The organism is Propionivibrio dicarboxylicus (assembly GCF_900099695.1).
In the GTDB taxonomy this organism is placed as follows: Bacteria; Pseudomonadota; Gammaproteobacteria; order Burkholderiales; family Rhodocyclaceae; genus Propionivibrio; species Propionivibrio dicarboxylicus.
Genome location: NZ_FNCY01000005.1, coordinates 222,447 through 243,182 on the forward strand (window position 1 = coordinate 222,447; position 20,736 = coordinate 243,182).

The 20,736-nt window shown below is 62.5% G+C and carries 26 protein-coding genes and 2 tRNA genes; 7 read left to right on the forward strand and 21 right to left on the reverse strand.

Annotated features, from left to right (window positions below; genetic code table 11):
- Window positions 1–17: 17 nt before the first annotated feature.
- Genes BLR25_RS08425 through BLR25_RS08435 form a run of 3 tightly spaced genes read right to left on the reverse strand, consistent with a single transcriptional unit; the run spans window position 18 to window position 3,159 of the window.
- Window positions 18–1,265 carry an HlyD/EmrA/EmrK family protein gene (locus BLR25_RS08425; protein WP_091936493.1) on the reverse strand — a complete coding sequence of 416 codons (1,248 nt, stop codon included), beginning with the start codon at window positions 1,263–1,265 and terminating at the stop codon, window positions 18–20.
- Window positions 1,266–1,297: 32 nt separating this feature from the next.
- Complete coding sequence (locus BLR25_RS08430; RefSeq protein ID WP_091936495.1) at window positions 1,298–2,734, reverse strand: efflux transporter outer membrane subunit; 1,437 nt, start codon at window positions 2,732–2,734, stop codon at window positions 1,298–1,300.
- Window positions 2,731–3,159 (reverse strand): MarR family winged helix-turn-helix transcriptional regulator, encoded by a 429-nt coding sequence (locus BLR25_RS08435; protein WP_176785806.1) that lies wholly within the window; start codon window positions 3,157–3,159, stop codon window positions 2,731–2,733. The genes BLR25_RS08430 and BLR25_RS08435 overlap by 4 nt, the downstream gene beginning before the upstream one ends.
- A gap of 475 nt (window positions 3,160–3,634) precedes the next feature.
- Between BLR25_RS08435 and tig the strand changes: the two genes are divergently transcribed.
- The 6 genes from tig (at window position 3,635) to BLR25_RS08465 (ending at window position 9,779) form a co-directional block, all read left to right on the forward strand.
- Window positions 3,635–4,963 (forward strand): trigger factor, encoded by a 1,329-nt coding sequence (tig, locus tag BLR25_RS08440; RefSeq protein ID WP_091936499.1) that lies wholly within the window; start codon window positions 3,635–3,637, stop codon window positions 4,961–4,963.
- A gap of 29 nt (window positions 4,964–4,992) precedes the next feature.
- Window positions 4,993–5,628 carry an ATP-dependent Clp endopeptidase proteolytic subunit ClpP gene (gene clpP / locus BLR25_RS08445; protein WP_091936502.1) on the forward strand — a complete coding sequence of 212 codons (636 nt, stop codon included), beginning with the start codon at window positions 4,993–4,995 and terminating at the stop codon, window positions 5,626–5,628.
- Window positions 5,629–5,662: 34 nt separating this feature from the next.
- On the forward strand, window positions 5,663–6,934 hold the full coding sequence (clpX, locus tag BLR25_RS08450; protein WP_091936504.1) for an ATP-dependent Clp protease ATP-binding subunit ClpX: 1,272 nt from the start codon (window positions 5,663–5,665) through the stop codon (window positions 6,932–6,934).
- A 93-nt stretch (window positions 6,935–7,027) separates the two neighbouring features.
- The gene (gene lon, locus BLR25_RS08455) at window positions 7,028–9,433 is read left to right on the forward strand and encodes an endopeptidase La (RefSeq protein WP_091936506.1); all 2,406 of its coding nucleotides are present in this window, start codon (window positions 7,028–7,030) and stop codon (window positions 9,431–9,433) included.
- Window positions 9,434–9,579: 146 nt separating this feature from the next.
- Window positions 9,580–9,655: transfer RNA gene (locus tag BLR25_RS08460), tRNA-Val, on the forward strand.
- A gap of 47 nt (window positions 9,656–9,702) precedes the next feature.
- A tRNA-Asp gene (locus BLR25_RS08465) sits at window positions 9,703–9,779 on the forward strand.
- Window positions 9,780–9,871: 92 nt separating this feature from the next.
- Here the strand turns inward: BLR25_RS08465 and BLR25_RS08470 are convergent.
- Window positions 9,872–10,933, reverse strand: a complete 1,062-nt coding sequence (locus BLR25_RS08470) for a site-specific integrase (RefSeq protein ID WP_091936508.1) — start codon at window positions 10,931–10,933, stop codon at window positions 9,872–9,874.
- The gene (locus BLR25_RS08475; RefSeq protein WP_091936510.1) at window positions 10,930–11,151 is read right to left on the reverse strand and encodes a DUF4224 domain-containing protein; all 222 of its coding nucleotides are present in this window, start codon (window positions 11,149–11,151) and stop codon (window positions 10,930–10,932) included. The genes BLR25_RS08470 and BLR25_RS08475 overlap by 4 nt, the downstream gene beginning before the upstream one ends.
- Before the next feature lie 37 nt (window positions 11,152–11,188).
- Between BLR25_RS08475 and BLR25_RS08480 the strand changes: the two genes are divergently transcribed.
- Window positions 11,189–11,470: a hypothetical protein gene (locus BLR25_RS08480; RefSeq protein WP_091936511.1), complete on the forward strand. Its 282-nt coding sequence runs from the start codon at window positions 11,189–11,191 to the stop codon at window positions 11,468–11,470.
- A gap of 2 nt (window positions 11,471–11,472) precedes the next feature.
- On the opposite strand, the gene BLR25_RS08485 is transcribed toward BLR25_RS08480, so the two are convergent.
- The 16 genes from BLR25_RS08485 to BLR25_RS08550 form a co-directional block, all read right to left on the reverse strand.
- A complete protein-coding gene (locus BLR25_RS08485) occupies window positions 11,473–12,105 on the reverse strand; it encodes a DUF3310 domain-containing protein (RefSeq protein ID WP_091936513.1) in 633 nt (210 codons plus the stop codon).
- Window positions 12,098–13,504 (reverse strand): DEAD/DEAH box helicase, encoded by a 1,407-nt coding sequence (locus tag BLR25_RS08490; protein WP_091936515.1) that lies wholly within the window; start codon window positions 13,502–13,504, stop codon window positions 12,098–12,100. Before BLR25_RS08490 ends, BLR25_RS08485 begins: the two co-directional genes overlap by 8 nt.
- A complete protein-coding gene (locus BLR25_RS08495; protein WP_218122672.1) occupies window positions 13,501–13,941 on the reverse strand; it encodes a dCMP deaminase family protein in 441 nt (146 codons plus the stop codon). The genes BLR25_RS08490 and BLR25_RS08495 overlap by 4 nt, the downstream gene beginning before the upstream one ends.
- Window positions 13,942–13,968: 27 nt before the next feature.
- Window positions 13,969–14,295: a PDDEXK family nuclease gene (locus BLR25_RS08500; protein WP_176785807.1), complete on the reverse strand. Its 327-nt coding sequence runs from the start codon at window positions 14,293–14,295 to the stop codon at window positions 13,969–13,971.
- A 177-nt stretch (window positions 14,296–14,472) separates the two neighbouring features.
- A complete protein-coding gene (locus BLR25_RS08505) occupies window positions 14,473–14,712 on the reverse strand; it encodes a hypothetical protein (protein WP_091936521.1) in 240 nt (79 codons plus the stop codon).
- Window positions 14,713–14,733: 21 nt separating this feature from the next.
- Window positions 14,734–16,815, reverse strand: coding sequence for a DNA polymerase family A protein (locus BLR25_RS08510; protein WP_091936523.1), 2,082 nt, complete (start codon window positions 16,813–16,815; stop codon window positions 14,734–14,736).
- On the reverse strand, window positions 16,815–17,045 hold the full coding sequence (locus BLR25_RS08515) for a hypothetical protein (RefSeq protein WP_091936525.1): 231 nt from the start codon (window positions 17,043–17,045) through the stop codon (window positions 16,815–16,817). Before BLR25_RS08515 ends, BLR25_RS08510 begins: the two co-directional genes overlap by 1 nt.
- A gap of 289 nt (window positions 17,046–17,334) precedes the next feature.
- Window positions 17,335–17,904 carry an ssDNA-binding protein gene (locus BLR25_RS08520; RefSeq protein WP_091936527.1) on the reverse strand — a complete coding sequence of 190 codons (570 nt, stop codon included), beginning with the start codon at window positions 17,902–17,904 and terminating at the stop codon, window positions 17,335–17,337.
- Window positions 17,901–18,080: a hypothetical protein gene (locus tag BLR25_RS08525; protein WP_091936529.1), complete on the reverse strand. Its 180-nt coding sequence runs from the start codon at window positions 18,078–18,080 to the stop codon at window positions 17,901–17,903. The genes BLR25_RS08520 and BLR25_RS08525 overlap by 4 nt, the downstream gene beginning before the upstream one ends.
- Window positions 18,077–18,217: a hypothetical protein gene (locus BLR25_RS21250; protein WP_176785808.1), complete on the reverse strand. Its 141-nt coding sequence runs from the start codon at window positions 18,215–18,217 to the stop codon at window positions 18,077–18,079. Before BLR25_RS21250 ends, BLR25_RS08525 begins: the two co-directional genes overlap by 4 nt.
- 4 nt (window positions 18,218–18,221) lie before the next feature.
- Window positions 18,222–19,511 carry a DUF2800 domain-containing protein gene (locus BLR25_RS08530; RefSeq protein ID WP_091936530.1) on the reverse strand — a complete coding sequence of 430 codons (1,290 nt, stop codon included), beginning with the start codon at window positions 19,509–19,511 and terminating at the stop codon, window positions 18,222–18,224.
- Window positions 19,504–19,704, reverse strand: a complete 201-nt coding sequence (locus BLR25_RS08535; protein ID WP_091936532.1) for a hypothetical protein — start codon at window positions 19,702–19,704, stop codon at window positions 19,504–19,506. The genes BLR25_RS08530 and BLR25_RS08535 overlap by 8 nt, the downstream gene beginning before the upstream one ends.
- Window positions 19,701–19,952, reverse strand: coding sequence for a helix-turn-helix transcriptional regulator (locus BLR25_RS08540; RefSeq protein WP_091936534.1), 252 nt, complete (start codon window positions 19,950–19,952; stop codon window positions 19,701–19,703). Before BLR25_RS08540 ends, BLR25_RS08535 begins: the two co-directional genes overlap by 4 nt.
- Complete coding sequence (locus BLR25_RS08545; RefSeq protein ID WP_091936536.1) at window positions 19,949–20,359, reverse strand: hypothetical protein; 411 nt, start codon at window positions 20,357–20,359, stop codon at window positions 19,949–19,951. Before BLR25_RS08545 ends, BLR25_RS08540 begins: the two co-directional genes overlap by 4 nt.
- Window positions 20,360–20,364: 5 nt before the next feature.
- Window positions 20,365–20,514: a hypothetical protein gene (locus BLR25_RS21255; protein ID WP_176785809.1), complete on the reverse strand. Its 150-nt coding sequence runs from the start codon at window positions 20,512–20,514 to the stop codon at window positions 20,365–20,367.
- Window positions 20,508–20,736: hypothetical protein (locus BLR25_RS08550; protein ID WP_218122673.1), on the reverse strand; the 229-nt coding region annotated here is incomplete at its 5' end. The genes BLR25_RS08550 and BLR25_RS21255, both read right to left, overlap by 7 nt.

The following is a 20,736-nucleotide window of genomic DNA, read 5'->3' on the forward strand; positions in this document are numbered from 1 at the left end:
TGTCGTCAGTGCGCATCTCAGCCGGCCCGCTGCAGCTTGACCGCGTGGCCGAGGTGCTCGGAAACGATCTTGTTGACGCGGGCGTCGGCCGCCTTGTCGAGATCGTCGAAGACCTGGGTGGTGGCGGCCGGCGCCGTCTTGCCGGCTTCGGCGACGGAATGGCCGCTCTTGTCATGGACGTCCACGGTGACATTCATCGACAGCCCGACGCGCAGCGGATGCTCGGCCAGTTGCGCCGGGTCGAGCTGGATGCGGACCGGCACGCGCTGGACGATCTTGATCCAGTTGCCGGTGGCGTTCTGGGCGGGCAGCAGCGAGAAGGCCGCGCCGGTACCGGCGGCGAGACCGGCGACGGTGCCGCGATACTTGAGGCTTTGGCCGTAGCTGTCGGCGGTCAGTTCGACCGGCTGGCCGATGCGCAGGTCTTCGAGTTGCGACTCCTTGAAGTTCGCATCGACCCACAGTTGGTTGAGCGGCACCACGGCCATCAGCGGCGTGCCGCCGGCGACGCGCTGTCCGACCTGGACGCTGCGCTTGGCGACCATGCCGGCGATCGGTGCGACGATGCCGAGGCGCTGGTTGGCGAGCCAGGCGTCGCGCACCTTGGCGGCAGCGGCGAGCACGCGCGGATGCGTTTCCGGCGTGGTGTTCTCGGTCAGGCTCTGGTTCTTCGCCAGTTGCTCGCGTGCTTCGGCGAGATTGGCGGCGGCGGCGCTTTCGGCCGACTTGGCGTTGTCGACGGCCGTCTGCAGGTGCAGCACTTCCTCGCGCGATACCGCGCCGCCGTCGACCAGCGGCTTGCGCCGGGCCAGGTCGTCGGACAGGCGGGCGAGCTCGGTCTGCGTGCGGGCGAGGTCGGATTTGCGGCTGTCGACGCCGGCGGCGAGCGCGGCGTTGGCGGTGAACAGGCTGCGCACTTCGCGTACCGTCTCGGCCAATTGCGCCTCAGCCTGGTCGAGCGCGATGCGCGCATCGGCGGGGTCGAGGCGGATCAGGCGCTGGCCGGCCTTCACCATGTCGGTGTCATCGGCTTCGACGGCGATGACGGTGCCGCCGATCTGGGGCGTGATCTGGACGATGTTGCCCTGCACATAGGCGTTGTCGGTATCGACCTGGTAGCGCGCCACCAGCAGCCAGTAGGCGCTATAGGCGGCGATGGCGACGCAGCAGCCGGTCGCCAGCAGAAGCAACTGGCGCTTGCGCTTGATGTCGGCGGACGAAGGGGCGAGCGTGGGGGCGGAGGTGGGCGTGTTGTCGTTGCTCATGGCGATTCTCTGTAGTGATCGGCTCGTCAGCGTTACTGGCGGGCAAGGGCGGCGGCGGGGGCGTCGGAAAATCCGCCGCCGAGTGCGTGGATCAGGCGGATGCGGGTGTCGAGCCGGCGCGCCTGCAGGTCGATGGCGGCACGTCGCTGATTGATCAGGCCGGCTTCGGCGTTGAGTACGCTCAGGCGGTCGGCGATGTCGGCGCGGTAACGCTGGTCGGCGAGCCGGAAATTGCGCTCGGCGCTTTGCAGCGTCGCCTGTTGGTGCGCGATCTGGTGGTCGAGCGCGGCCAGCGTCGTCAGTTGGTCGGCGACATCGCGCAGGGCTTCGAGCAGCGTGCCGTTATAGGCGGCGACCGCTTCGTCGAGGTTGGCCGTCGAGACGCGGTAGAGGCTGCGCAGGCGGCCCGCGTCGAAAACCGGCAAACTGAGCGCGAGGCCGATGCCCGACTGGCGGTTGGCGGTGTCCAGCCACTGGTCGAGACCGATCGCAGAGAAGCCGGTGAAGCCGCGCAGATTGACGTTCGGGTAGAACATCGCCTTGGTCGCGTCGGTCGTGTTCAGTGCCGCTTCGACCCGTCGGCGGGCGGCGGTGACGTCGGCGCGGTGTGCCAGCAGACCGGCCGGCAGCGTTTCCGGGAGGTCGATGGCGATGTTCTCGGGCAAGGTCGGGGCCAGACTGTCGATGGCCTCGGGCGTCTTGCCCGCCAGGGCGGCGAGCAGGTGCCGCGCGCTGCCGATCTGTTCCTCGAAGGCGGCGATGTCGCGGGCGTTTTCCGGGATGGCGCCGGTTGCCGCCTCAAGCGCGATGCCGGTGTCGATGCCGGCGGCGAAGCGGCGCTGGACGAGTTCAGCAAATTCGCTGCGCTGGCGCTGGCGTTCGCCGGCGAGATCGCGCTGGGCGATCAGGCGAGCGAGGTTGAGGTAGCCGCGGGCAATGTTGGCGGCGAGCAGGTGGCGGGCCGCCTGCCGGTCGGCCGCCGCCGCGGCGGCTTCACCGAGCGCGGCGCGGAGCGTCGCGCGGTTCTTGCCGAAGAAATCGATTTCCCATTGGCCGAGCAGCTGCAGTTCGTTGATGCTGCGCGTCGTGCCGGCGTAGGGCGGCGGGATCATGCCGTGCTCGCTGAAGCGTTCGCGCGTGTTCGAGGTCGAGGCGCCGAGGCTCGGCCAGAGCGCGCTCTCGGCGTTGCCGGCGAGCGCTTCGGCGCGCCGCACGCGGGCCGAGGCGGCCTGCAGGCCGGGATTGTCGGCCAGCGCCGTGTCGATCAGCGCGGCCAGTTGCGGGTCGTTCAGGCGGTGCCACCAGCCTTCTTCGGGCCAGGCGTCGAAGCCGCGCGTGGCGTTGGCGACGAGCTCGTCGAGTTGGCGGACTTCCGGCACGATCCCGGCATAGTTGGCGCAGCCGCCGAGGGCCAGCAGGGCAGCCAGCAGGACAGCCAGGGCGGGCGGACGATAGGCGGTGGGTCTCATGGCGCGGCGCTTTCCTTGCTGATGGATTGGATGTTGCCGAGCATGCGCTTCAGCAACGCGCTGACCAGCGCGAATTCCTCGGTGGAGAAGCCGGTCAGCATCAGGTTCAGGACTTCGCTCAGGATGACCGGCACTTCGGCCGAAATCTTCTCGCCTTCCGGCGTCAGTTCGAGCTTGATGACGCGGCGATCCGATTCGGAGCGAATCCGTTGCACCAGGCCCTTGGCTTCCAGCCGGTCGAGCACGCGCGTCACGGCACCGGTGTCGTGGCAGGCGTGACGGGCGATGTCGGCAGCGGTGATGCAGGTGCCCTGGCGCAGCAGCAGCAGAGGCTTCCACTGCGCGTCGGTGAGGCCGATCGCGCTCATGCGGCGGTCGAGTTCGAGCGCCAGCGCGTGGGCCAGGCGATTGATCGTGTAGCCCACGCTGTTTCCGGGTCGAACGGCGTCAGCCTGATAAAAGTCCGGGGTGTCTGTCATGGTTTGCTGTTTGTGCGGTTACTGTCGTGGCAGCAATATAGCTGTCGTGACAGTAAGCGTCAATGCAGCAATTGTAACGGGCTGTGCCTGCGTCGCCTCAGCCGGGCGGGAATGCGGGGGATCTGTGTCGGGCGAACGATTAACGGAGAAGCTTCATCTGATATAATCACTGGTTTGTTGGAAGCAACGCATGGGCCGTTGAGGCGGCGTCATCGACAGGGGGTTGCGATAGTAGGGATGACGATGGTTTTGCCCGGGGGATGCGGGTTGGCACCACGGTGTCGATTTTTTCGGGTGGGGGCGTCGTTGCAAGTCGCGCGGGAGATTTTCCCGCTCTTGCACCACGAATAGAGCGATCAGTCAGGTTTGTTTTTATAAAACAATTTTTCAGTACTGCATTTCAAGACTTCAAGGAATTTTAATGGACACGAACGCCACTCAATCCAGCACCGAAACCGCCCAGCAGCCGAGCGCCCTAGAGCGTCGCCTGGACCTGTCGGTGGTGATTGCCGACCTCGACAAGGACGTCGAAGCGCGCCTGCGCAAGATCGGGAAGACCGTGAAGATGCCGGGCTTCCGTCCGGGCAAGGTGCCGGCCGCGATCATCAAGCAGCAGTACGGTCATGAAGCGCAGAGCGAAGCGATCGGCGAAGCCCTCGAGAAGGCCTTCGGCGAAGCGGTGCGCAGCCAGAAGCTGCGCGTGGCGGGTCAGCCGCGCATCGAGCCGAAGACCGGCGAGAGCACGACGCACATGGAATTCACGGCGATCTTCGAAGTGTTTCCCGAGATCACGCTGGGCGACCTCAGCAGCGTCGAGATCAAGCGCTCGACCCTGGAAGTCGGCGATGCCGAACTCGACAACACCATCGCCGTGTTGCGCAAGCAGCGCACGCAGTATGAGCCGGTCGATCGCGTTGCCGCCAAGGGCGACCGCGTCACCATCGACTTCCTCGGCAAGAAGGGCGGCGAACCGTTCGCCGGCGGTCAAGCGACCGACTATCCGTTCGTGATCGGCGAAGGCGCCATGCTGGCCGACTTCGAGGCGGCCGTGACCGGTCTCAAGGCGGGCGAATCGAAGACCTTCGAAATGACCTTCCCGGCCGACTACGTCAAGGATCTCGCCGGCCAGACGGTGAGCTTCGAGATCACCGTCAAGGAAGTGCGCGAGCCGATCCTGCCGGAAGTCGACGGCGAGTTCGCCAAGTCGCTCGGCATTGGTAACGGTGACGTCGCCGCGATGCGCGCCGAAATCGAGACCAACCTCAAGCGCGAAGTCAGCAAGCGCCTGCAGAACAAGGTCAAGGACCAGGTCATGGACGCGCTGCTCCAGGTCAACCCGATCGAAGTGCCGAAGGCGCTCGTCGATATGGAAATCCAGCAGCTGATGCAGCAGGCGCGCGAGGACATGGCCCAGCGCGGCGGCGCCAAGATGAAGGACTTCCCGATGCAGCCGGAATGGTTTGCCGACCAGGCCAAGCGCCGCGTCTCGCTCGGCCTCATCCTCTCCGAGATCGTCAAGGAAAAGGAACTGCAGCCGAAGCCCGAGCAGATCAAGGCGATCGTCGAGGATGCGGCGCAGAGCTACGAGCATCCGGAAGAAGTCGTGCGCTGGTACTACGCGCATCCGCAGCGCCTGTCGGAGATCGAAGGCGTTGCTATCGAAGAGAACGTTGTGAACTGGGCGCTGTCTGCTGCCAAGGTGGTCGATGAGGCGATCGCCTTCGACGACCTGATGGGTCGTCAGGGCTGAGTTCAGATTTGTCCGGATAAGGAGTTGGCATGAGTTTTGATCGTTTCGGGAGCAGCAGTTTCGATCCGCAAGCCCTGGGCATGGTGCCCATGGTCATCGAACAGAGCGGCCGGGGTGAGCGGGCGTATGACATTTATTCCCGCCTGCTCAAGGAGCGCGTGATCTTCCTGGTGGGTCCCGTCAACGATGCGACGGCCAATCTGGTCGTCGCTCAGCTCCTCTTTCTGGAAGCGGAGAATCCTGACAAGGACATCCATTTCTACATCAATTCGCCAGGTGGGTCGGTGTCGGCCGGCCTGTCGATTTATGACACGATGCAGTTCATCAAGCCTGACGTGTCGACGCTGTGCATGGGGCAAGCCTGTTCGATGGGCGCCTTCCTGCTCAACGCCGGTGCCAAGGGCAAGCGCTTTGCGCTGCCGAATTCGCGCGTGATGATTCACCAGCCGATGGGCGGCTTCCAGGGCCAGGCCTCAGATATCGCGATTCATGCGAAGGAGATCCTGTCCTTGCGTGCCAAGCTCAACGAGATCATGGCCCTGCATTCGGGGCAGCCGGTCGAGCGCATCGAGCGCGACACGGATCGCGACAACTTCCTGTCGGCGCAGGAAGCCGTCGAGTACGGTCTGATCGACAAGGTGCTCGAGCGACGCGACGCGGCATAATTTGACGTTTGAATGAAGGTGACGAGGTAGTTTGATGTCGGCGAAAAAAGGTGGCAGCGAAAAGCTCTTGTATTGCTCGTTTTGTGGCAAGAGCCAGCATGAGGTCAAGAAGCTGATCGCGGGTCCGTCGGTGTTCATCTGCGACGAGTGTATCGACCTGTGCAACGACATCGTCCGTGACGAGGTGGCGGAACAGGGCGGTACCAAGGCCGCCAAGAAGGACCTGCCGACGCCCAAGGAAATTTCGGCTCTGCTCGACCAGTACGTGATCGGGCAGGAAACCGCCAAGCGGATTCTCTCCGTGGCGGTGTACAACCATTACAAGCGACTGCGCCATCAGGGCAAGGTCAACAACGATGTCGAACTCGCCAAGAGCAACATCCTGCTGATCGGACCGACCGGTTCGGGCAAGACCTTGCTGGCGCAGACGCTGGCGCGCATGCTCGACGTGCCCTTCGTCATGGCCGATGCGACGACGCTAACCGAAGCCGGCTACGTCGGCGAGGACGTCGAGAACATCATTCAGAAGCTCTTGCAGAAGTGCGACTACGCCATCGACAAGGCGCAGCAGGGCATCGTTTACATCGACGAAATCGACAAGATCTCGCGCAAGTCCGACAACCCGTCGATCACCCGCGACGTGTCCGGCGAAGGCGTGCAGCAGGCGCTGCTCAAGCTGATCGAAGGCACGGTGGCCTCGGTGCCGCCGCAGGGCGGGCGCAAGCATCCGAACCAGGACTTCGTCCAGGTCGATACGACCAACATCCTCTTCATCTGCGGTGGCGCCTTCGACGGTCTGGAGAAGGTCATCCGCAACCGTTCCGAGAAGGGCGGCATGGGATTTGGCGCTGAGGTCAAGAGCCGCGACGACAAGAAGGCGATCGGCGATGTCCTGCGCACGGTCGAACCCGAGGATCTCATCAAGTTCGGCCTGATTCCCGAACTGATCGGCCGTCTGCCGGTGGTGGCGACGCTCGAGGAACTGTCGGCCGGCGCGCTGGTTCAGATCCTGATCGAACCGAAGAACGCGCTGGTCAAGCAGTACCAGAAACTCTTCGCCATGGAAGACGTCGAACTCGAAATCCGCCCGGCGGCGATGACGGCGATCGCCAAGCGCGCACTGGAGCGCAAGACGGGCGCGCGCGGTCTGCGTTCGATCCTCGAATCGGTTCTTCTCGATACCATGTACGAACTTCCGAGCATGGAAGATGTCTCGAAGGTGGTGATCGACGAAAACATGATCGGTTCGGACGCCAAACCGATTCTGATTTACGCCGACCAGCCAAAGGTTTCAGGTTCCAACTGACTGGCCGACGGCGCGCTTTCGCGACCGGCGGATTGAAATCTGACGACACGGCCCCATCTGGGGTCGTGACTGTCACACGAGAAAGCACACGCAATGTCTACCCATACCCTGTCTTCCGCCGAAGTTGTCGAGTTGCCCCTGTTGCCCTTGCGCGACGTGGTGGTCTTCCCGCACATGGTCATCCCGCTGTTCGTCGGGCGGCCCAAGTCGATCAAGGCGCTCGAATCCGCCATGGAAAGCGGCAAGGGCATCATGCTCGTGGCGCAGAAATCGGCCGTCAAAGATGAGCCGAGCGCCGAAGATCTCTACAGCATCGGTTGCGTTGCCAACATCCTGCAGATGCTCAAGTTACCCGACGGTACCGTCAAGGTGCTGGTCGAAGGTACCCAGCGTGCGCGTATCGGCTCGATCGAGGCGCGCGACGACATGTTCGTCGCCACCGTGCGGCCGGTCGATGCCGATGCCGGTGTCGATCACGAAGTCGAGGCGCTGCGTCGCGCTGTCGTCAGTCAGTTCGACCAGTACGTCAAGCTCAACAAGAAGATCCCGCCGGAAATCCTGTCGTCGATCGCCAGCATCGAAGAGGCCGGTCGCCTCGCCGATACGATCGTCGCCCACCTGCCGCTCAAGCTCGAGCAGAAGCAGGAAATCCTCGAAATGTTCGATGTGCGCGTGCGCATCGAGCGCTTGCTCTCGCAACTCGAAACCGAAATCGACATCCTCCAGGTCGAGAAGCGGATTCGTGGTCGCGTCAAGCGCCAGATGGAAAAGAGCCAGCGCGAGTACTACCTGAACGAGCAGGTCAAGGCGATCCAGAAGGAGCTCGGCGAAGGCGAAGAGGGCGCGGATTACGAGGAACTCGAGAAGAAGGCCAAAGAGGCCGGTATGAGCAAGGAAGGCATGGCGAAGGTGCAGTCCGAGCTCAAGAAGCTCAAGCTGATGTCGCCGATGTCGGCCGAAGCGACGGTCGTGCGCAACTTCATCGAGACGCTGATCAATCTGCCCTGGCGCAAGAAAACCCGCATCAGCAAGGATCTCGCCGAAGCCAGCAAGATTCTCGACAAGGATCACTGGGGCCTCGAGAAGGTCAAGGAACGCATCATCGAATATCTCGCCGTGCAACAGCGCGTCGATCGTCTCAAAGCGCCGATTCTCTGCCTCGTCGGGCCTCCCGGTGTTGGCAAGACCTCGCTCGGCCAGTCGATCGCCACGGCGACCGGACGCAAGTTCGTGCGCATGAGCCTCGGCGGCGTGCGTGACGAAGCCGAGATCCGCGGGCATCGTCGCACCTACATCGGCTCGATGCCGGGCAAGATCCTGCAGAACATGACCAAGGTCGCGGTCAAGAATCCGCTCTTCCTGCTCGACGAAGTCGACAAGATGGGGCAGGACTTCCGCGGCGATCCCAGCTCGGCGCTGCTCGAAGTGCTCGATCCCGAGCAGAACTCGACCTTCGTCGACCACTACGTCGAGGTCGAATACGACCTGTCGGAAGTGATGTTCGTGGCCACGGCCAATACCATGAACATTCCGGCGCCGCTGCTCGACCGTATGGAAGTCATCCGTCTGTCGGGGTACACCGAGGACGAGAAGATCAACATCGCCCAGCGCTACCTGGTGCCGAAGCAGATGAAGACCAACGGTCTCAAGAAGACCGAGCTGACAGTGGCCGAGAGCGCGCTGCGCGACATCGTGCGCTACTACACGCGCGAAGCCGGCGTGCGCGGGCTGGAGCGCGACATTTCGAAGATCTGCCGCAAGGTCGTCAAGACGCTGCTGCTCAAGAAGAGCCAGAAGCGGATTGCCGTCACCTCGCGCAATCTCGACAAGTTCCTTGGCGTGCGCCGGTACAACTTCGGCGTCGCCGAGCGCGAGAACCAGGTTGGACAGGTGACCGGGCTTGCCTGGACCGAGGTCGGCGGCGAACTGCTGACGATCGAATCGGTGGCCTTGCCGGGCAAGGGCAAGACGATCACTACGGGCTCGCTCGGCGATGTCATGAAGGAATCGGTCGAGGCGGCACGTTCGGTCGTGCGCGCACGCGCGCAGCGGCTGGGCATCGCCGACGATACCTTCGAGAAGCGGGACATCCATATTCACGTGCCCGAAGGCGCGACGCCGAAGGACGGTCCCTCGGCCGGCATCGCCATGACGACGGCGCTGGTGTCGTCGCTGACCGGGATTCCGGTGCGTTGTGACGTCGCCATGACTGGCGAGATCACGCTGCGCGGTGAAGTGCTGCCGATCGGTGGTCTCAAGGAGAAGTTGCTGGCGGCGGTGCGCGGCGGTCTGGCGCGGGTCCTGATTCCGGAAGAGAACGTTCGCGATCTCGCCGAGATTCCGGACAACATCAAGAACAAGCTCGAGATCATCCCGGTCAAGTGGATCGACCGCGTGCTCGAAGAGGCGCTTGAGCGTCAGCCGACGCCGCTGGAGGCTTCGGCACCGGCCGCCGTTCCGGCTGAAAGTACGCCGGCGCAGACGATCGTGACGCACTGATCGATCGACCGTGCATTTGCATACGGGCCGGGGCGTTTGCTCCGGCCTTTTTCATGATGAAATGCCCAAGTTTGTGCGCTGGCTATGGCGTTGGTCTTGAAGATACGGTAGAATCGCGCCCTTCGTGTGGTTTGACACGGAACCTCGGGTGCTTAGCTCAGTTGGTAGAGCGCTAGCCTTACAAGCTGGATGTCGGCGGTTCGAGCCCGTCAGCACCCACCAAAAGTTTTTGTTCGACGGTCTGCGCGCTTTGCGGTCCGGTTCGAATTGGAGTGGTAGTTCAGTTGGTTAGAATACCGGCCTGTCACGCCGGGGGTCGCGGGTTCGAGTCCCGTCCACTCCGCCAACAACACAAGGGTTTCGGGGTTAGTGGTTGCTCTGTTTCCTAAGATGAAAGGCCGATTTCCTAAGATGGAATCGGCTTTTTTTTTTTTTGTTTCACCGTACCGGCGCGGCCGTCCTCACTCGGCGGCGGTCATAGACCTTGGCGACGGTCGATTCAAGACGGTGCCCGGTCAATTCGCTGGCCTTCCGTCCTTCCTCAATCACCTCGGTCACCGCCTTCGCCCGGCCGTCGTGAAACGTGAAGCGCTCGCCCGGCTCGCGCCTCGTGCCGTCCAGCCACACGCCGCCGGCAACCCATTTGCCCATCAGCAATTGCCAGCCCTTCTTGAAGCCATCCGACGTGTAAGGCCCGCCCTCTTGCGTATGGACGACATACAGCGGCGTGATAGCCGCGGGCATGGCAAGCGACTCGTCGATTGCTGCGCGCAGATTGTCCGACCACTGGACGAGCACGCGAGCGCCGCCCTTTCGGCTGCCGAAGTCGATGCCCTCATCGCCCAACTGCCGGCGGGATAGCTTGAGGATCTGGCCTTGCCCCTTGCCGGTGATGAAGGCGATGTAGAAGGCCAGGGCCGCGCGAATGGAAACGTCACCATCCTCGCGTGCCAGGCGTAGGAAGTCGCGAAGCTCATCGTCGGAGACAAGCCGATCGCGTGGTGTTTCCTTGTTGCGCTCGACGCCGACGCAAGGATTGACGTCGATGATGCCTTGGCTGCACGCCCGCCCCATGACGACCTGCAAGAAGGAGATCTCTTTGTTGGCTCTGACCGGCGCCTCAGCGCCACGCGCCTTGTGCAGGTAGTACCAGACATGCTTGGGCCGCAGCGCGTCAGGCTGCATCTTGCCGAAGGCGTCGATCAGGTTCGGGGCGTGCTCCTTCTCGTTGTCATCGACGGTACGCTTTGACAACTTGCCCTGAGCCACAAGCCGCCGGCGATGCTCGATCGTGTCGGCGATCAGTTCGGCAATGCTGCCGCTGACCGGAGTATCGGCCTCGATCTCGGCGAGCTTTCGCTTCGCCGCAACAAGATCCCGGCCGAGGCCGATGTACTTGTTTGCCCGCGTGATCGTGTAGTAGGACGTGACCCGCTTGCCCTTCTCGACGTAAAGGCGAGGCGGCAGGGGCTTTGCTACCTTGCGCTTGCCGACCATCATGCTCGCTCCCAACGGCTGAAATCCGGTTCAGTCTGCGCCGCGGCTTTCGCCGTTGTCAAGCCGAGGCGCTTCTCGACGTATGCCCTCAAAACCTTTGGCCGACCGGCGGCCGACAACTCGAACGGGTAACCATTCCGGTCGAGCCATCGGCGCTGCCGTGACCATTGGCCGACGTCGTAGTCGGTCAGGTCGGCGAGTTCTTCGGGCGTGAGAAACATGATTGATTTATGCTTGCTGGACTAGGGAGATTACAAAATGTTGAAACGATTGTTGTTGGTCCTGCTGACCGCTGTCTTGGCTTCGCTTCCCGCGTCGCTTTTCCTCGCGGCCGGAATATCCGCTCCGGCTTGGTACATCCTGCTGGTGGGCGTAGCCCAAGCCGTAGGCATGGGGCTCCCCGCCCTCGCCGTTGGAGTGGTTGTGCTGATCGCCCGCCGGGACGCAGAAAAAGGAGGTATCAGGGCAGCGATCGTAGCCGTGGTGCTTGTGTCCATCTTCACATCGCAGGCCGCGCTGTACCCGTTGCTGCGAGGATAGGGTCATCGCCGATCCCCGCGCAGCACTTCGAGCAGTTTCTCCAAGTAGTGATTGCCCTTGCGGATCTCCTGCTCGCTTTCATCTTTACTGCCCATGCGCATGAGGTACTTGAGCGCCCCGCCACGGTAGTAGCCAATGCGCTGCTCGATCGGCCAGGTATCGACCACATCCCAAGGCTCGATGCCCATCTTCTTGTAATGATCCCCGCCGACCTGCCTGTCGTTGGCGCACTCTGCCGGCTCGACAATCCGCTTGAATCCCGCCGCTTCCGCGCTGGCGCCATCGCACTCGTCAAGGTAGGGGCAGGTGTCGCAGTCTGGCGTCGCAGCGCCGAGCCGCTTACCGAAGCAAGGAGGCTCGACGAAGACGAGGCCTTTACTCTCGACAGCGGTCAGGCTCTTGTCCTGCGGTGGGGGTGCCATAGTCTTGAACTTCTCGGGAATCTCACCAAAACCAAAGGCGGCGATTGCAACGCCCGAAGCACGAGGACAGCCACCAGATACCGCCGTTTTGTGTGCACACTTGTCGCAGCCGCGATGCTGCTGGACGGTGACGAACGGGTTGAACGTACCAAAACATTCCGGCTTCGACGGCATCAGGTCTGAGGCAACAGCGGCGGCTACGTCATCAAACATCTCGTTTTCCTTTCATCGCTTCTAACAAAAGACTTTGCACATCACGCTTCGTCTCGTGGCGGGCGAGCACGAGCTCGTCCACCGTGTCGCGGGCAATGATGTCGTAGATATAGACCGGCCTCTTGTGCCCGGCCTGGAACTGACGCACCGGGCCGACGCGGCCGATAATCTGGTCGCGCTGGTCCATGTCCCACCAGTGCCCGAAGAAGGCAATGCGGTGGCAGTGATCCTGCAAGCCATCGACGCCGTGCCCCATGCTGCCGGGGTGTCCGAGGCCGATCTCGTACTTGCCGGTCTTGAACTCGCGCAACTGCACCGGGTCGGATAGCACACGCGCCTTCGGGAAGGCCTTGCGCAGCCGGGCGAGGTCGCTCTTGAAGTGATAGGCAACCAGCACCGGCGAGCCGTTGGCCTCATCGACGATGGATTCGAGCGCCTGCACCTTGACGTCATGCACCTCGCGCCATTCCTTCGGCCCGCGACTTTCCTCGCCCTCGGTGAGCGGATCCACATAGACGGCGCCATTGGCAAGCTGCAGGCACTTCTGCGTTCTGGCCGCCGCGTTGAACGCCTCGACGCTTCGGTCCTCGATCTGGGTGTACATTTCCTTTTCCATCTCGCGATACTTCGCGCGCACCTTGACCGGCAGATCGACATAGACCGGCACGTTGATGGGCTTCTCAAGATCGAACCAGTCGGCGGCATCAACGCGCAGACAGAGATCGGCGAGCGCGCCCTGTATCTGGTCTTGTGCGAAGGGCAGCGGCTCGACACCGTAGCCGTCAAATGACTTCTGGAACCAGCGCTGACGGAAGGCATCGTAGGTGCGACCGAGTCGCTTGCCAGCATCGAGGAACCACGCCTGCCCCCACAAGTCGGCGAGACCGTTGGGCGCTGGCGCTCCGGTCAGTTGGATCATGCGCTTGACTTTGGTGTGCGCGACCTTGGCGAGCATTGCCGTACGCTTGCCGCCTTGCCGGAGCCGGAAACCCTTGAGCTTGCGCGCCTCATCGACGACGACCGTGCGGAAGGACCAACGATCGCCAAGGTGCTCGATGAGCCAGGGCAGATTCTCGAAATTCACGGTATAGACGCTGGCGTCATAGCGCAGTGCGGTCCGGCGTTCGGCCTCGGTGCCGACGATCGGCATGACGTCGATCTGCCGCAGGTGTGCCCACTTGCGCGCCTCGTCCGGCCAGGTGTCGCGGGCGACGATGAGCGGCGCGATCACGAGCGTCGGCATGGACTCGCCGGCGAGGAACATGGCGTCGAGCGCGGTGTAGGTACAGACCGTCTTGCCGAGGCCCATGTCCGCCCAAAGGGCGCAGCGCGGCACGTCGATGGCGAAGTCGGTCATCAACTTGCCGTAGGGCCGGGGCGTGTAGTCGCGACGATTCATTCGCAAAGCTCGATGTAGTCGTGCTGCACGTTGGCCTCGATGAACATGCGCGTGGCGCTACGCAGATGCTCCTTCCAACGTGTCGCGAAGTCGATCGACGGCCGGGGGCTGACGACGCGGACAATGCCGCACTGGATGATCTTGGCTGCGCAGCCGGCGCAGGGCGTGTGCGTGGTGTAGATCGTGCAGCCATCGACAGCGCCGCGGGCGAACAGGATGGCGTTCTCTTCGGCGTGGATCGTGCAGCGCAGCTTCTCGTCGCGGTTGTTGATGATCGTGTCATCGTCGCAGACAGAGCGCGGCAGACCGTTGAAGCCGATACTGACGACGCGATTATGCTGATCGACGATCACGGCGCCGACAGTCGTTGATGGGTCTTTCGACCACTTGGCAACAAGCAGCGCCATGTGGAAGAAGCGACGGTCCCACTTGCTCACGATGCACCATCCTTTCTTGAAAACGATTTACCGCAGTACCTCATCGACGCCCTCGAAGGAGTCGATGACCTCGACGCGCTGGCCCATCTTGCGCATCCGCTCATGCTCACGGGCCTGCCGGCGTTCGCGCGCATCAGATGGGAATTTCGCTTTGCCGCCTGGGCGCTTGAGTTCGACCCAGATTGGCCCGCGCACAATGAATCGGTCGTAGCATTCCAACACCGGAAGCATGACCAGGCGATCGGGGGCGCCGTCGCGGCCGATCCACTTGACCTTGCGCACCTCGCCGCCGAGCGCCTTGACCTGTCGCACGAGGTACTTCTCAACGTCGGATTCGCGAACAGGGGCGGGCATCACATCACTCCCTTCGTAGCCACAAGCAGCAGGCCGAAGAAGCAGCACAGGATCGACACGGCGATACAGGCAGCGGTGAAAGGCGTCATTTGAAAAGCCTCCGAAAGTACTCGCGCTGGCGCTCGATCAGCGCACGCAGATGAGCCGTGCACTCGTTGAGGTTGCGCTCGATTGCGGTCACGACGGCACTACGATCGTCGGTTGAGCACGCGCCACGTCACGCATGGCTGAGAGCATCCGGCTGAGATCGACCAGGCGATCGGCCTCGATGTGCCAGCGCGGCACGAAATGGGGCACATCAATGCCAAGCGGATGAGGCACTTGAACGCCATCATCAGGATCGACGCCTGCCTTGGTGCAGTAGAGTCGGGCAGCGGCCTCGAAGGCGGCAAGTTGCGGATGGACTTTATTTGCCATTTTCTGTATCTCCGTTGTGGGTCAGTCTTTTCTGTAGCGGTAGCCTTCAAACCCAGCCGACGACAGCGGCAGGCCCTCGGCCCAATGCGGCACGGTCGCCATCAGCGCGCAGAGTCGATCGACGCTGTAGTCGGGGGTGTCCGGTGCTTCGGTGATGTCTTCGTCATGGACGGTCAGAATGATCTCGAAGCCGTCCTCTTCGATTGCCGGCATGTTGTAGGCAAGCGCGTCGCGCGCTGCGGCCTGGGTGATGTTCTCGAAGATCTTGCCGCCATAGGTCTTGATGCGGGACCACTGGCGCGAGTATTGATTCACGCCCATGTAGCTGATCTGGCCTTTGTCATCGACCTGGGGCGACGGGTAACAGAGGAAGCGGCCAGAAGGCAACCGGATCTTGAGCCAGGCGCCATCGCGGCGGATCTTCAAGCGGCGGGCGATGAACGTCTCGCCGGGCTTGTTGATCGCAGCGGTGACCTTCTCTTTGAGTTCGCCCCAATACGACGAGATCGCGGGGTGTGCGTAGCGCCACAAGCGCTTGAGTGCGTCGCAGGCGATGAACGTATCGCGCGACAGACCGAACGTGCTGCGCTTTTTCTTGACGGTCCAGTCATAGAACTCGGTCGATTCTTTGAGCACATCGGCCGGCACGTTGGGCAATGCTGCCGTAGCCATCTCGTCAAGGTCGATGCCATAGGTCGCAGCGCCGGTGATGAACGCCCCGACACCACCTTCATACTGCAACATCAATTCCATGACCTTGCCGATCTGGCGCTGCGGCTTGGTGACGAGATCCACGAGGATAGCGAACGCCTTGGCGTAGGCGACTTTGTAGAGATCGGGGCCGGTGCCGGCGTCATAGTCGCGGAAGGCTTGCAGCTTCCAGTCCTCGCTGGCGAGCCACGCCGCCATACGGCCCTCGATGTTCGCCAGGTCACCGACGACTAGCTTCTTGCCGGGCGGCGCCGTGATGACGCCGCGTATCGCGTTGGAGCACGCGCGCATGACGTTGTCAGAGATGAGGTCGATGCCGCCGTCCTTGATCGCGTCGATACACTGCTCGATCTCATCCTGATCCATGTCAGGCCGCGGCAAATTCTGGGGTTGAAACAGGCGGCCGGCCCACCGCGCCGTACGATTCGCCCCGGCGAACTGCAGCAGACCACGCAGCCGGCCGTCGCTCGACACGCCACGGACAACGGCGTTGTACTTGCTCGTGCTAGTCGTCGTCGCCATGAGCCGGAGCGCCAGCAGGTTGCGCAACTCGATCGGCAGGTCGGGGTCTTCGATGCGGCGCTCGAGCGTGTCCTTGCGCAGGTCGGGCAGGTTGATGCCGTGCTCCATCAGGATGTATTCGAGCAGCTTGTCGCGCTTGGTCAGCGACTCAAGCCATCCGGCGGTGGCTTCCTGCCCCATCTCCTTGAGCCTGGCCTGCTCGATCTTGACGGCACCAATCGCGGCCTTGGCGAGGTCGAGATCGACGCACACGCCGCGGTCGTTGATATGCTGGTCGAGATGCCAGTACGCAAGCTCGGTGCCGCAGTAGTTCCACTTCGGGCACTTCTTATAAATCGAGCGCATGGCAAGGATGTCGTTGCCGGCGTACTCGACGAACTGCGCCCACTCGACGGGATGCGTCTGGCGTGTCGCGCGGCGCAGCTTCATGTTCTTGGGGCGCGGCATACAGAACAAGCGCACCAACTCCTTGCCAATCTTGAGCTTGCGCTGATCCTGCTCGACCTTGAGCACATCACCGAGCTTCTCGAGACCGCCCGGCAGCGAGTGCGTGAGCGCCTGCACCATCGTGTCGCGCCAGCGCTCGACCTGCTCACCGACTTCACGCATGACCGGCAGTGAGTTCTTCGAGAGGCGGAAGACGGTACGGTCGAACATGGAATTCTGGAAGACGATTTCATCGGCTTCGAGCAGTGCTTCCTCGATTTCCCATGCAAGCGCGGCGTCGTAGTCGGTGAAGTCGAGCACCTTGACCGGGCCGTCATCGATCGCGAATGAGAAGAGCATGACCTCGCAAGCCTCGGCATACTGGAACGTGCCGTGCTTGAGCGGTTTCTCGCAGAAGGTTTCGAGGTCGCCGAAGAAGATCATTACAGATCCGCCACGAGGGTTTGCGCGCGCTCGATCTTCTGGAAGAAGGCGGTCAGGTCGTCCGCCGTTTCGAGTTCTTGACCGTCGAGAATCGCGAGGCGTTCGTCTTCCTGGCTGGCCTCTTCGAGTCGGACGATGAGTTCGCGCTCAAGATCCGACGTCGTCAGCTCGTTTTCCGATGCCCTGGCGTAGCGCACCAGTTCCTCATTGCTCAGTGTTCGCAGATACATGGTGGATCTCCTCAAAGTTGTGGAAGCCGTTGCCAAGGTTTCCGCCTCATGCTTTAAGCGTCCTGCGGTTTGCGCACATCTCTCGTCGGTAAACAAGCGGCATAGCGGGCGGCGGGAGGGTAGCGACCTTGGCCGTTCAAACAACGACGTGGCTTAGGCGTTGTCAGCCGGGAGGATTGGACGCCCCGCGAGTGTTCGCTTATCGCGGCGGTCTCCGGTGTGGTGATGAATCACACCGTTCGGTCATCAACCGAGACCGCCCCGATAAGCGCCCCGAAGGGCGCCACCATCACCCGCAGATGTCGGCGGTTTCGCCTTCTTCCTCTTCGACGCCGAGGTCGTCGAACTCGTCGGGCGAAGCCGGAGCGCCGCCACCGAAGGCATCGCCGTCCTTGACGAACTGCACGCCCTTGAGGGTGGCGTTGATGCGCTTGCCATACTGGTTGTCCTGCGCCCAAAGTTCGAGCGAGACATTCATGTAGCAGCCGGAGTACGGCTTGCCGTCGGCGGCAGTCAGCGGCGACTTGTCACGGTCGATGACGAGCGGGCGGGCCTTGTTGCTGGCGTTGAGCGAGTGCATACCCTCAAAGCCGTCATAGACCTCACCGTCTTTGGACAGCGGCTCTTCGCGATAGCACACGCGGCCCTTGCCCTTGAGATCCTTGAGGATGCCATCGGCCTTGCCGGCCCACTTATCCTTAGCAACGGCGGTCAGGCCGGCTGCAAGCTTCTTGGCGTTTTCGCTGCCCGGTACGATGACGAAGGCGCCGGAGTGGCGCGGCTCGCCTTCGCCGCCGACAGTCTTGGCTTCAAACAGATTGAGGAAGGCGCCGCGAACAGATGTAAGAGTGATTTTCATTTGGATTGCTCCTTGGCTGATTGGAAAAACTGCGGATACTTGCGTTGCGCGCGCTCGGTCGCTTCCTGCATCGCGATACGGCGGGCGATCGGTTGCGGGATCTTCGATGCAGCGATGAGCGCTTCGCGTGCATCCGGTGGAAGAAAATCGCAGGGCTTCGGTTGTGTCGTTGTCATGGCCGGCTCAACTCCCCGCACAGGCACGCCTCGGCGGTCGCGACCCTACGAGCCGCGGCGAAGTTGCCCGCGATCTCGTAGCCGTCCAGTTCGATCTGCAGAAGACGCAGTCGGATGAGGTTGAGCAGTCGGCGCATGTCATCATCCCGCCAGGTCGTCGCCGATGACGTCGAAGTCTTCCTCGACAGGCTTAATGACGAGCGCCGGGCGCTTGTCGGACTCAGGCGCCACGCTCGGCTTGCCTTCTTTCTGCGTGATGAGTGGCAGCACGCGGTTCCAGCGCTTCGGCGAGTCTTTGAGCACCTTCTCAGCCGAGGTCGGGCTGATAAGCTTGAAGTCATACATCTCTTCCTGCTTGAGCCTCATGGACTTGAAGACTGTCTCAACCTCGTCGGCGTTGATCCACGCCCGAGCACCGCGCTTGCCCTGCACCAGCTTGTAGCCGGGCACCGACGTGCCAGCCAGCAGACGACGCTCGACTTCGGCGCGCACCGCGCGACACCAGTCTTCGATCAGATCGACGGCTTGCATCTTGGCACTGAGCACCTCTTCCTCTTGGTGAGAAGGAGCGAGGAAGTCCATAACGTCAGTGTCTTTCGCACCAAGCACTTCAAAATCAGCGCCAACGCCTTCCTGCACGAACTGTGCGAGTTTCGGGCACGTCGCCCGCGCCTTGCAGAAGCCCTGGCTGCAGTGATCGCCGGCCTTGAGGTGATGAATGACGGCGCCTTCGTGCTCGACGCGCACCACTTGGATCGCGTGGAATGCCGCCTGCTTGGCCTTGACCTCGAACTTCTGCAGATCCTCGACGGTAATGTCCCACTCGCTCGGCTCGCGCTTGATGCGCGGCTGATAGATCGTGAGACGCAGTCGGGTGATGTCGTAGAGCAAGCCGTATTCCTGCACCGCGCCCGAGCCGTAAATCTGCAATTGAGGGTTCTCAACGGCCGACACCTCGACACCCATGCCGAACTTGAGATCGCCGACATCGACGAGCGCGGTGCCGTCAGCCCACACGGCGATGATGACCGCGTCACCCGTGCCGGTAGCGCCTTCTTCGCCGGTGATATGCTCGATAGGCAAGCGTTGCTCGACGAGCAGGACGACCTCGACCGCGCCGGCGAGTTCGTATTCCTTCATGCGCTGGCGGACTGCGTCGACATAGACTTGGACGTGCTCGGCCATAGACTCGGTCACTTCCATCGAGAACCAGCGCGGCTCGAACTCGCCCTCGGCTTCCTGCTCGAGACGATGGCTACCAGCGCAGGCCATCCACTTCTTCGCCCCCGAGGGGGAGAGCTTGGCGTGCTCGTAGTCTTCCGACTCGATCAAGCGGCCAATGTAGGCGGCTGCGTCCTGGCCTTCGGTAAGGCACATCGCCGCAAGTGCATGGGCGATGCTGCCTTCATCCGCGTACTTGGAACTAGCCATGACGAACCCCCGCACGAACGAAGCCGCGGGCGTCCATCAGCTTGACGGCTTTCTTGACGCTGATCGCGAGCGGTGCGTGGTAGCCTTCCCCCGACGCCTTCTTGACCGAGTAGATCGCGCGCTTAGACTGCGATACGCGGACCTTCACGATCGGGCCGGACTTGCCGACGGGGCGGAATTTGAGGGTGTTCATTGCCCGCCTCCAATCGCCTTAGCAAGCGCGCTGCGGATCTCGTCAACAGTCCAAAAGTTGCTAACTGGGCCGATCTTTCGTGGTTTTGGCAGGATGCCTTGGCAAACCCACCGGAAGATCGTCGCACGGCTTTTGCGCGTAATCTGCTTGAGATCGTTACGGTCTAAAAGTTGGCCAGGAGCCGCCGTCTGCAAGTCGATTGGCGATTGCGGCTTCGCCGCCGCAGGCTTGCGCTTAGTGGTTGTCATTGCGCGAGAACCTTCTGCGCGTCGGTGCAGAATTCCGCGACCTTGTCGGCCGGGAGCTTGGCAGCGACCTTGACGGCGTACTTGTCAAGCAGCGCGACCGCGGCGTCACGGCCCTTGTCGCCAACGATCTTCATGGTCAGCGCCTTCGCGTCGTCGATCGTGAAGGTCTTGCCCTCAGTCGATGCCGGCTTGGTGTCGGAGGCCGCGGCCTTCGTCTCTTGCGCAGCGCCCGCCTCCGCCGTTGCAGTAGGCTGGATAACGACAGCCACTTCCGTCTTCGCAAGAGCGGACTTTTTTGCGGGTTCGGTCGGCTCCGGCGGCGGGTTCAACAACTGCGGGCCGCCCAACACAGACAGGACGGCGGCGAGTTGCGCGTTATTGCTCAAAGTGATGGTCATCGGGAACATCTGATTTACTCCTTGGTGGGTTGAGGAACAGGAAGCAGGACGAGGCAGACGCGGCCGTTGATGACCCGGCCGACGATCTTGTAATTGGCGTGGCGGAAGAGCGCGGTGGCTTGCTCGACGCTGCGCTCGTCGTTGGCGTAGATGGGAATCAGCACGACGTCGCCACCTCAACGAATTCGCCAGAAGCGTCGAGCGAGTACCAGACATCAGGCTTGATGCCGTTATCGCCTACCCTGCTGGCGCGTATGTGGATCAGACGACCATCGTTTTCGTCGCGGTAGCAGAGAACGATGGCGTTGCCGGCGGTAGCGCGGACGCGTCCTTGGATGCCAAGCGAGGCCGCTATGGATTCGGTGCCCTTAACCTCCGCGGCCGAG

Coding starts and splice junctions, on each gene's coding strand:
- BLR25_RS08505 (WP_091936521.1), bottom strand. CDS start 14,712: ATGGCAAATAAAGTCCATCCGCAACTTGCCGCCTTCGAGGCCGCTGCC.
- BLR25_RS08530 (WP_091936530.1), bottom strand. CDS start 19,511: ATGGCTAGTTCCAAGTACGCGGATGAAGGCAGCATCGCCCATGCACTT.
- lon (WP_091936506.1), top strand. CDS start 7,028: ATGTCTACCCATACCCTGTCTTCCGCCGAAGTTGTCGAGTTGCCCCTG.
- BLR25_RS08520 (WP_091936527.1), bottom strand. CDS start 17,904: ATGAAAATCACTCTTACATCTGTTCGCGGCGCCTTCCTCAATCTGTTT.
- BLR25_RS08500 (WP_176785807.1), bottom strand. CDS start 14,295: ATGCCCGCCCCTGTTCGCGAATCCGACGTTGAGAAGTACCTCGTGCGA.
- BLR25_RS08510 (WP_091936523.1), bottom strand. CDS start 16,815: ATGATCTTCTTCGGCGACCTCGAAACCTTCTGCGAGAAACCGCTCAAG.
- BLR25_RS08485 (WP_091936513.1), bottom strand. CDS start 12,105: ATGTTTGATGACGTAGCCGCCGCTGTTGCCTCAGACCTGATGCCGTCG.
- BLR25_RS21250 (WP_176785808.1), bottom strand. CDS start 18,217: ATGCGCCGACTGCTCAACCTCATCCGACTGCGTCTTCTGCAGATCGAA.
- BLR25_RS08430 (WP_091936495.1), bottom strand. CDS start 2,734: ATGAGACCCACCGCCTATCGTCCGCCCGCCCTGGCTGTCCTGCTGGCT.
- BLR25_RS08475 (WP_091936510.1), bottom strand. CDS start 11,151: ATGTTTCTCACGCCCGAAGAACTCGCCGACCTGACCGACTACGACGTC.
- BLR25_RS08525 (WP_091936529.1), bottom strand. CDS start 18,080: ATGACAACGACACAACCGAAGCCCTGCGATTTTCTTCCACCGGATGCA.
- BLR25_RS08425 (WP_091936493.1), bottom strand. CDS start 1,265: ATGAGCAACGACAACACGCCCACCTCCGCCCCCACGCTCGCCCCTTCG.
- BLR25_RS08480 (WP_091936511.1), top strand. CDS start 11,189: ATGTTGAAACGATTGTTGTTGGTCCTGCTGACCGCTGTCTTGGCTTCG.
- BLR25_RS08540 (WP_091936534.1), bottom strand. CDS start 19,952: ATGACAACCACTAAGCGCAAGCCTGCGGCGGCGAAGCCGCAATCGCCA.
- clpP (WP_091936502.1), top strand. CDS start 4,993: ATGAGTTTTGATCGTTTCGGGAGCAGCAGTTTCGATCCGCAAGCCCTG.
- BLR25_RS08470 (WP_091936508.1), bottom strand. CDS start 10,933: ATGATGGTCGGCAAGCGCAAGGTAGCAAAGCCCCTGCCGCCTCGCCTT.
- clpX (WP_091936504.1), top strand. CDS start 5,663: ATGTCGGCGAAAAAAGGTGGCAGCGAAAAGCTCTTGTATTGCTCGTTT.
- BLR25_RS08490 (WP_091936515.1), bottom strand. CDS start 13,504: ATGAATCGTCGCGACTACACGCCCCGGCCCTACGGCAAGTTGATGACC.
- tig (WP_091936499.1), top strand. CDS start 3,635: ATGGACACGAACGCCACTCAATCCAGCACCGAAACCGCCCAGCAGCCG.
- BLR25_RS08515 (WP_091936525.1), bottom strand. CDS start 17,045: ATGTATCTGCGAACACTGAGCAATGAGGAACTGGTGCGCTACGCCAGG.
- BLR25_RS08545 (WP_091936536.1), bottom strand. CDS start 20,359: ATGTTCCCGATGACCATCACTTTGAGCAATAACGCGCAACTCGCCGCC.
- BLR25_RS08535 (WP_091936532.1), bottom strand. CDS start 19,704: ATGAACACCCTCAAATTCCGCCCCGTCGGCAAGTCCGGCCCGATCGTG.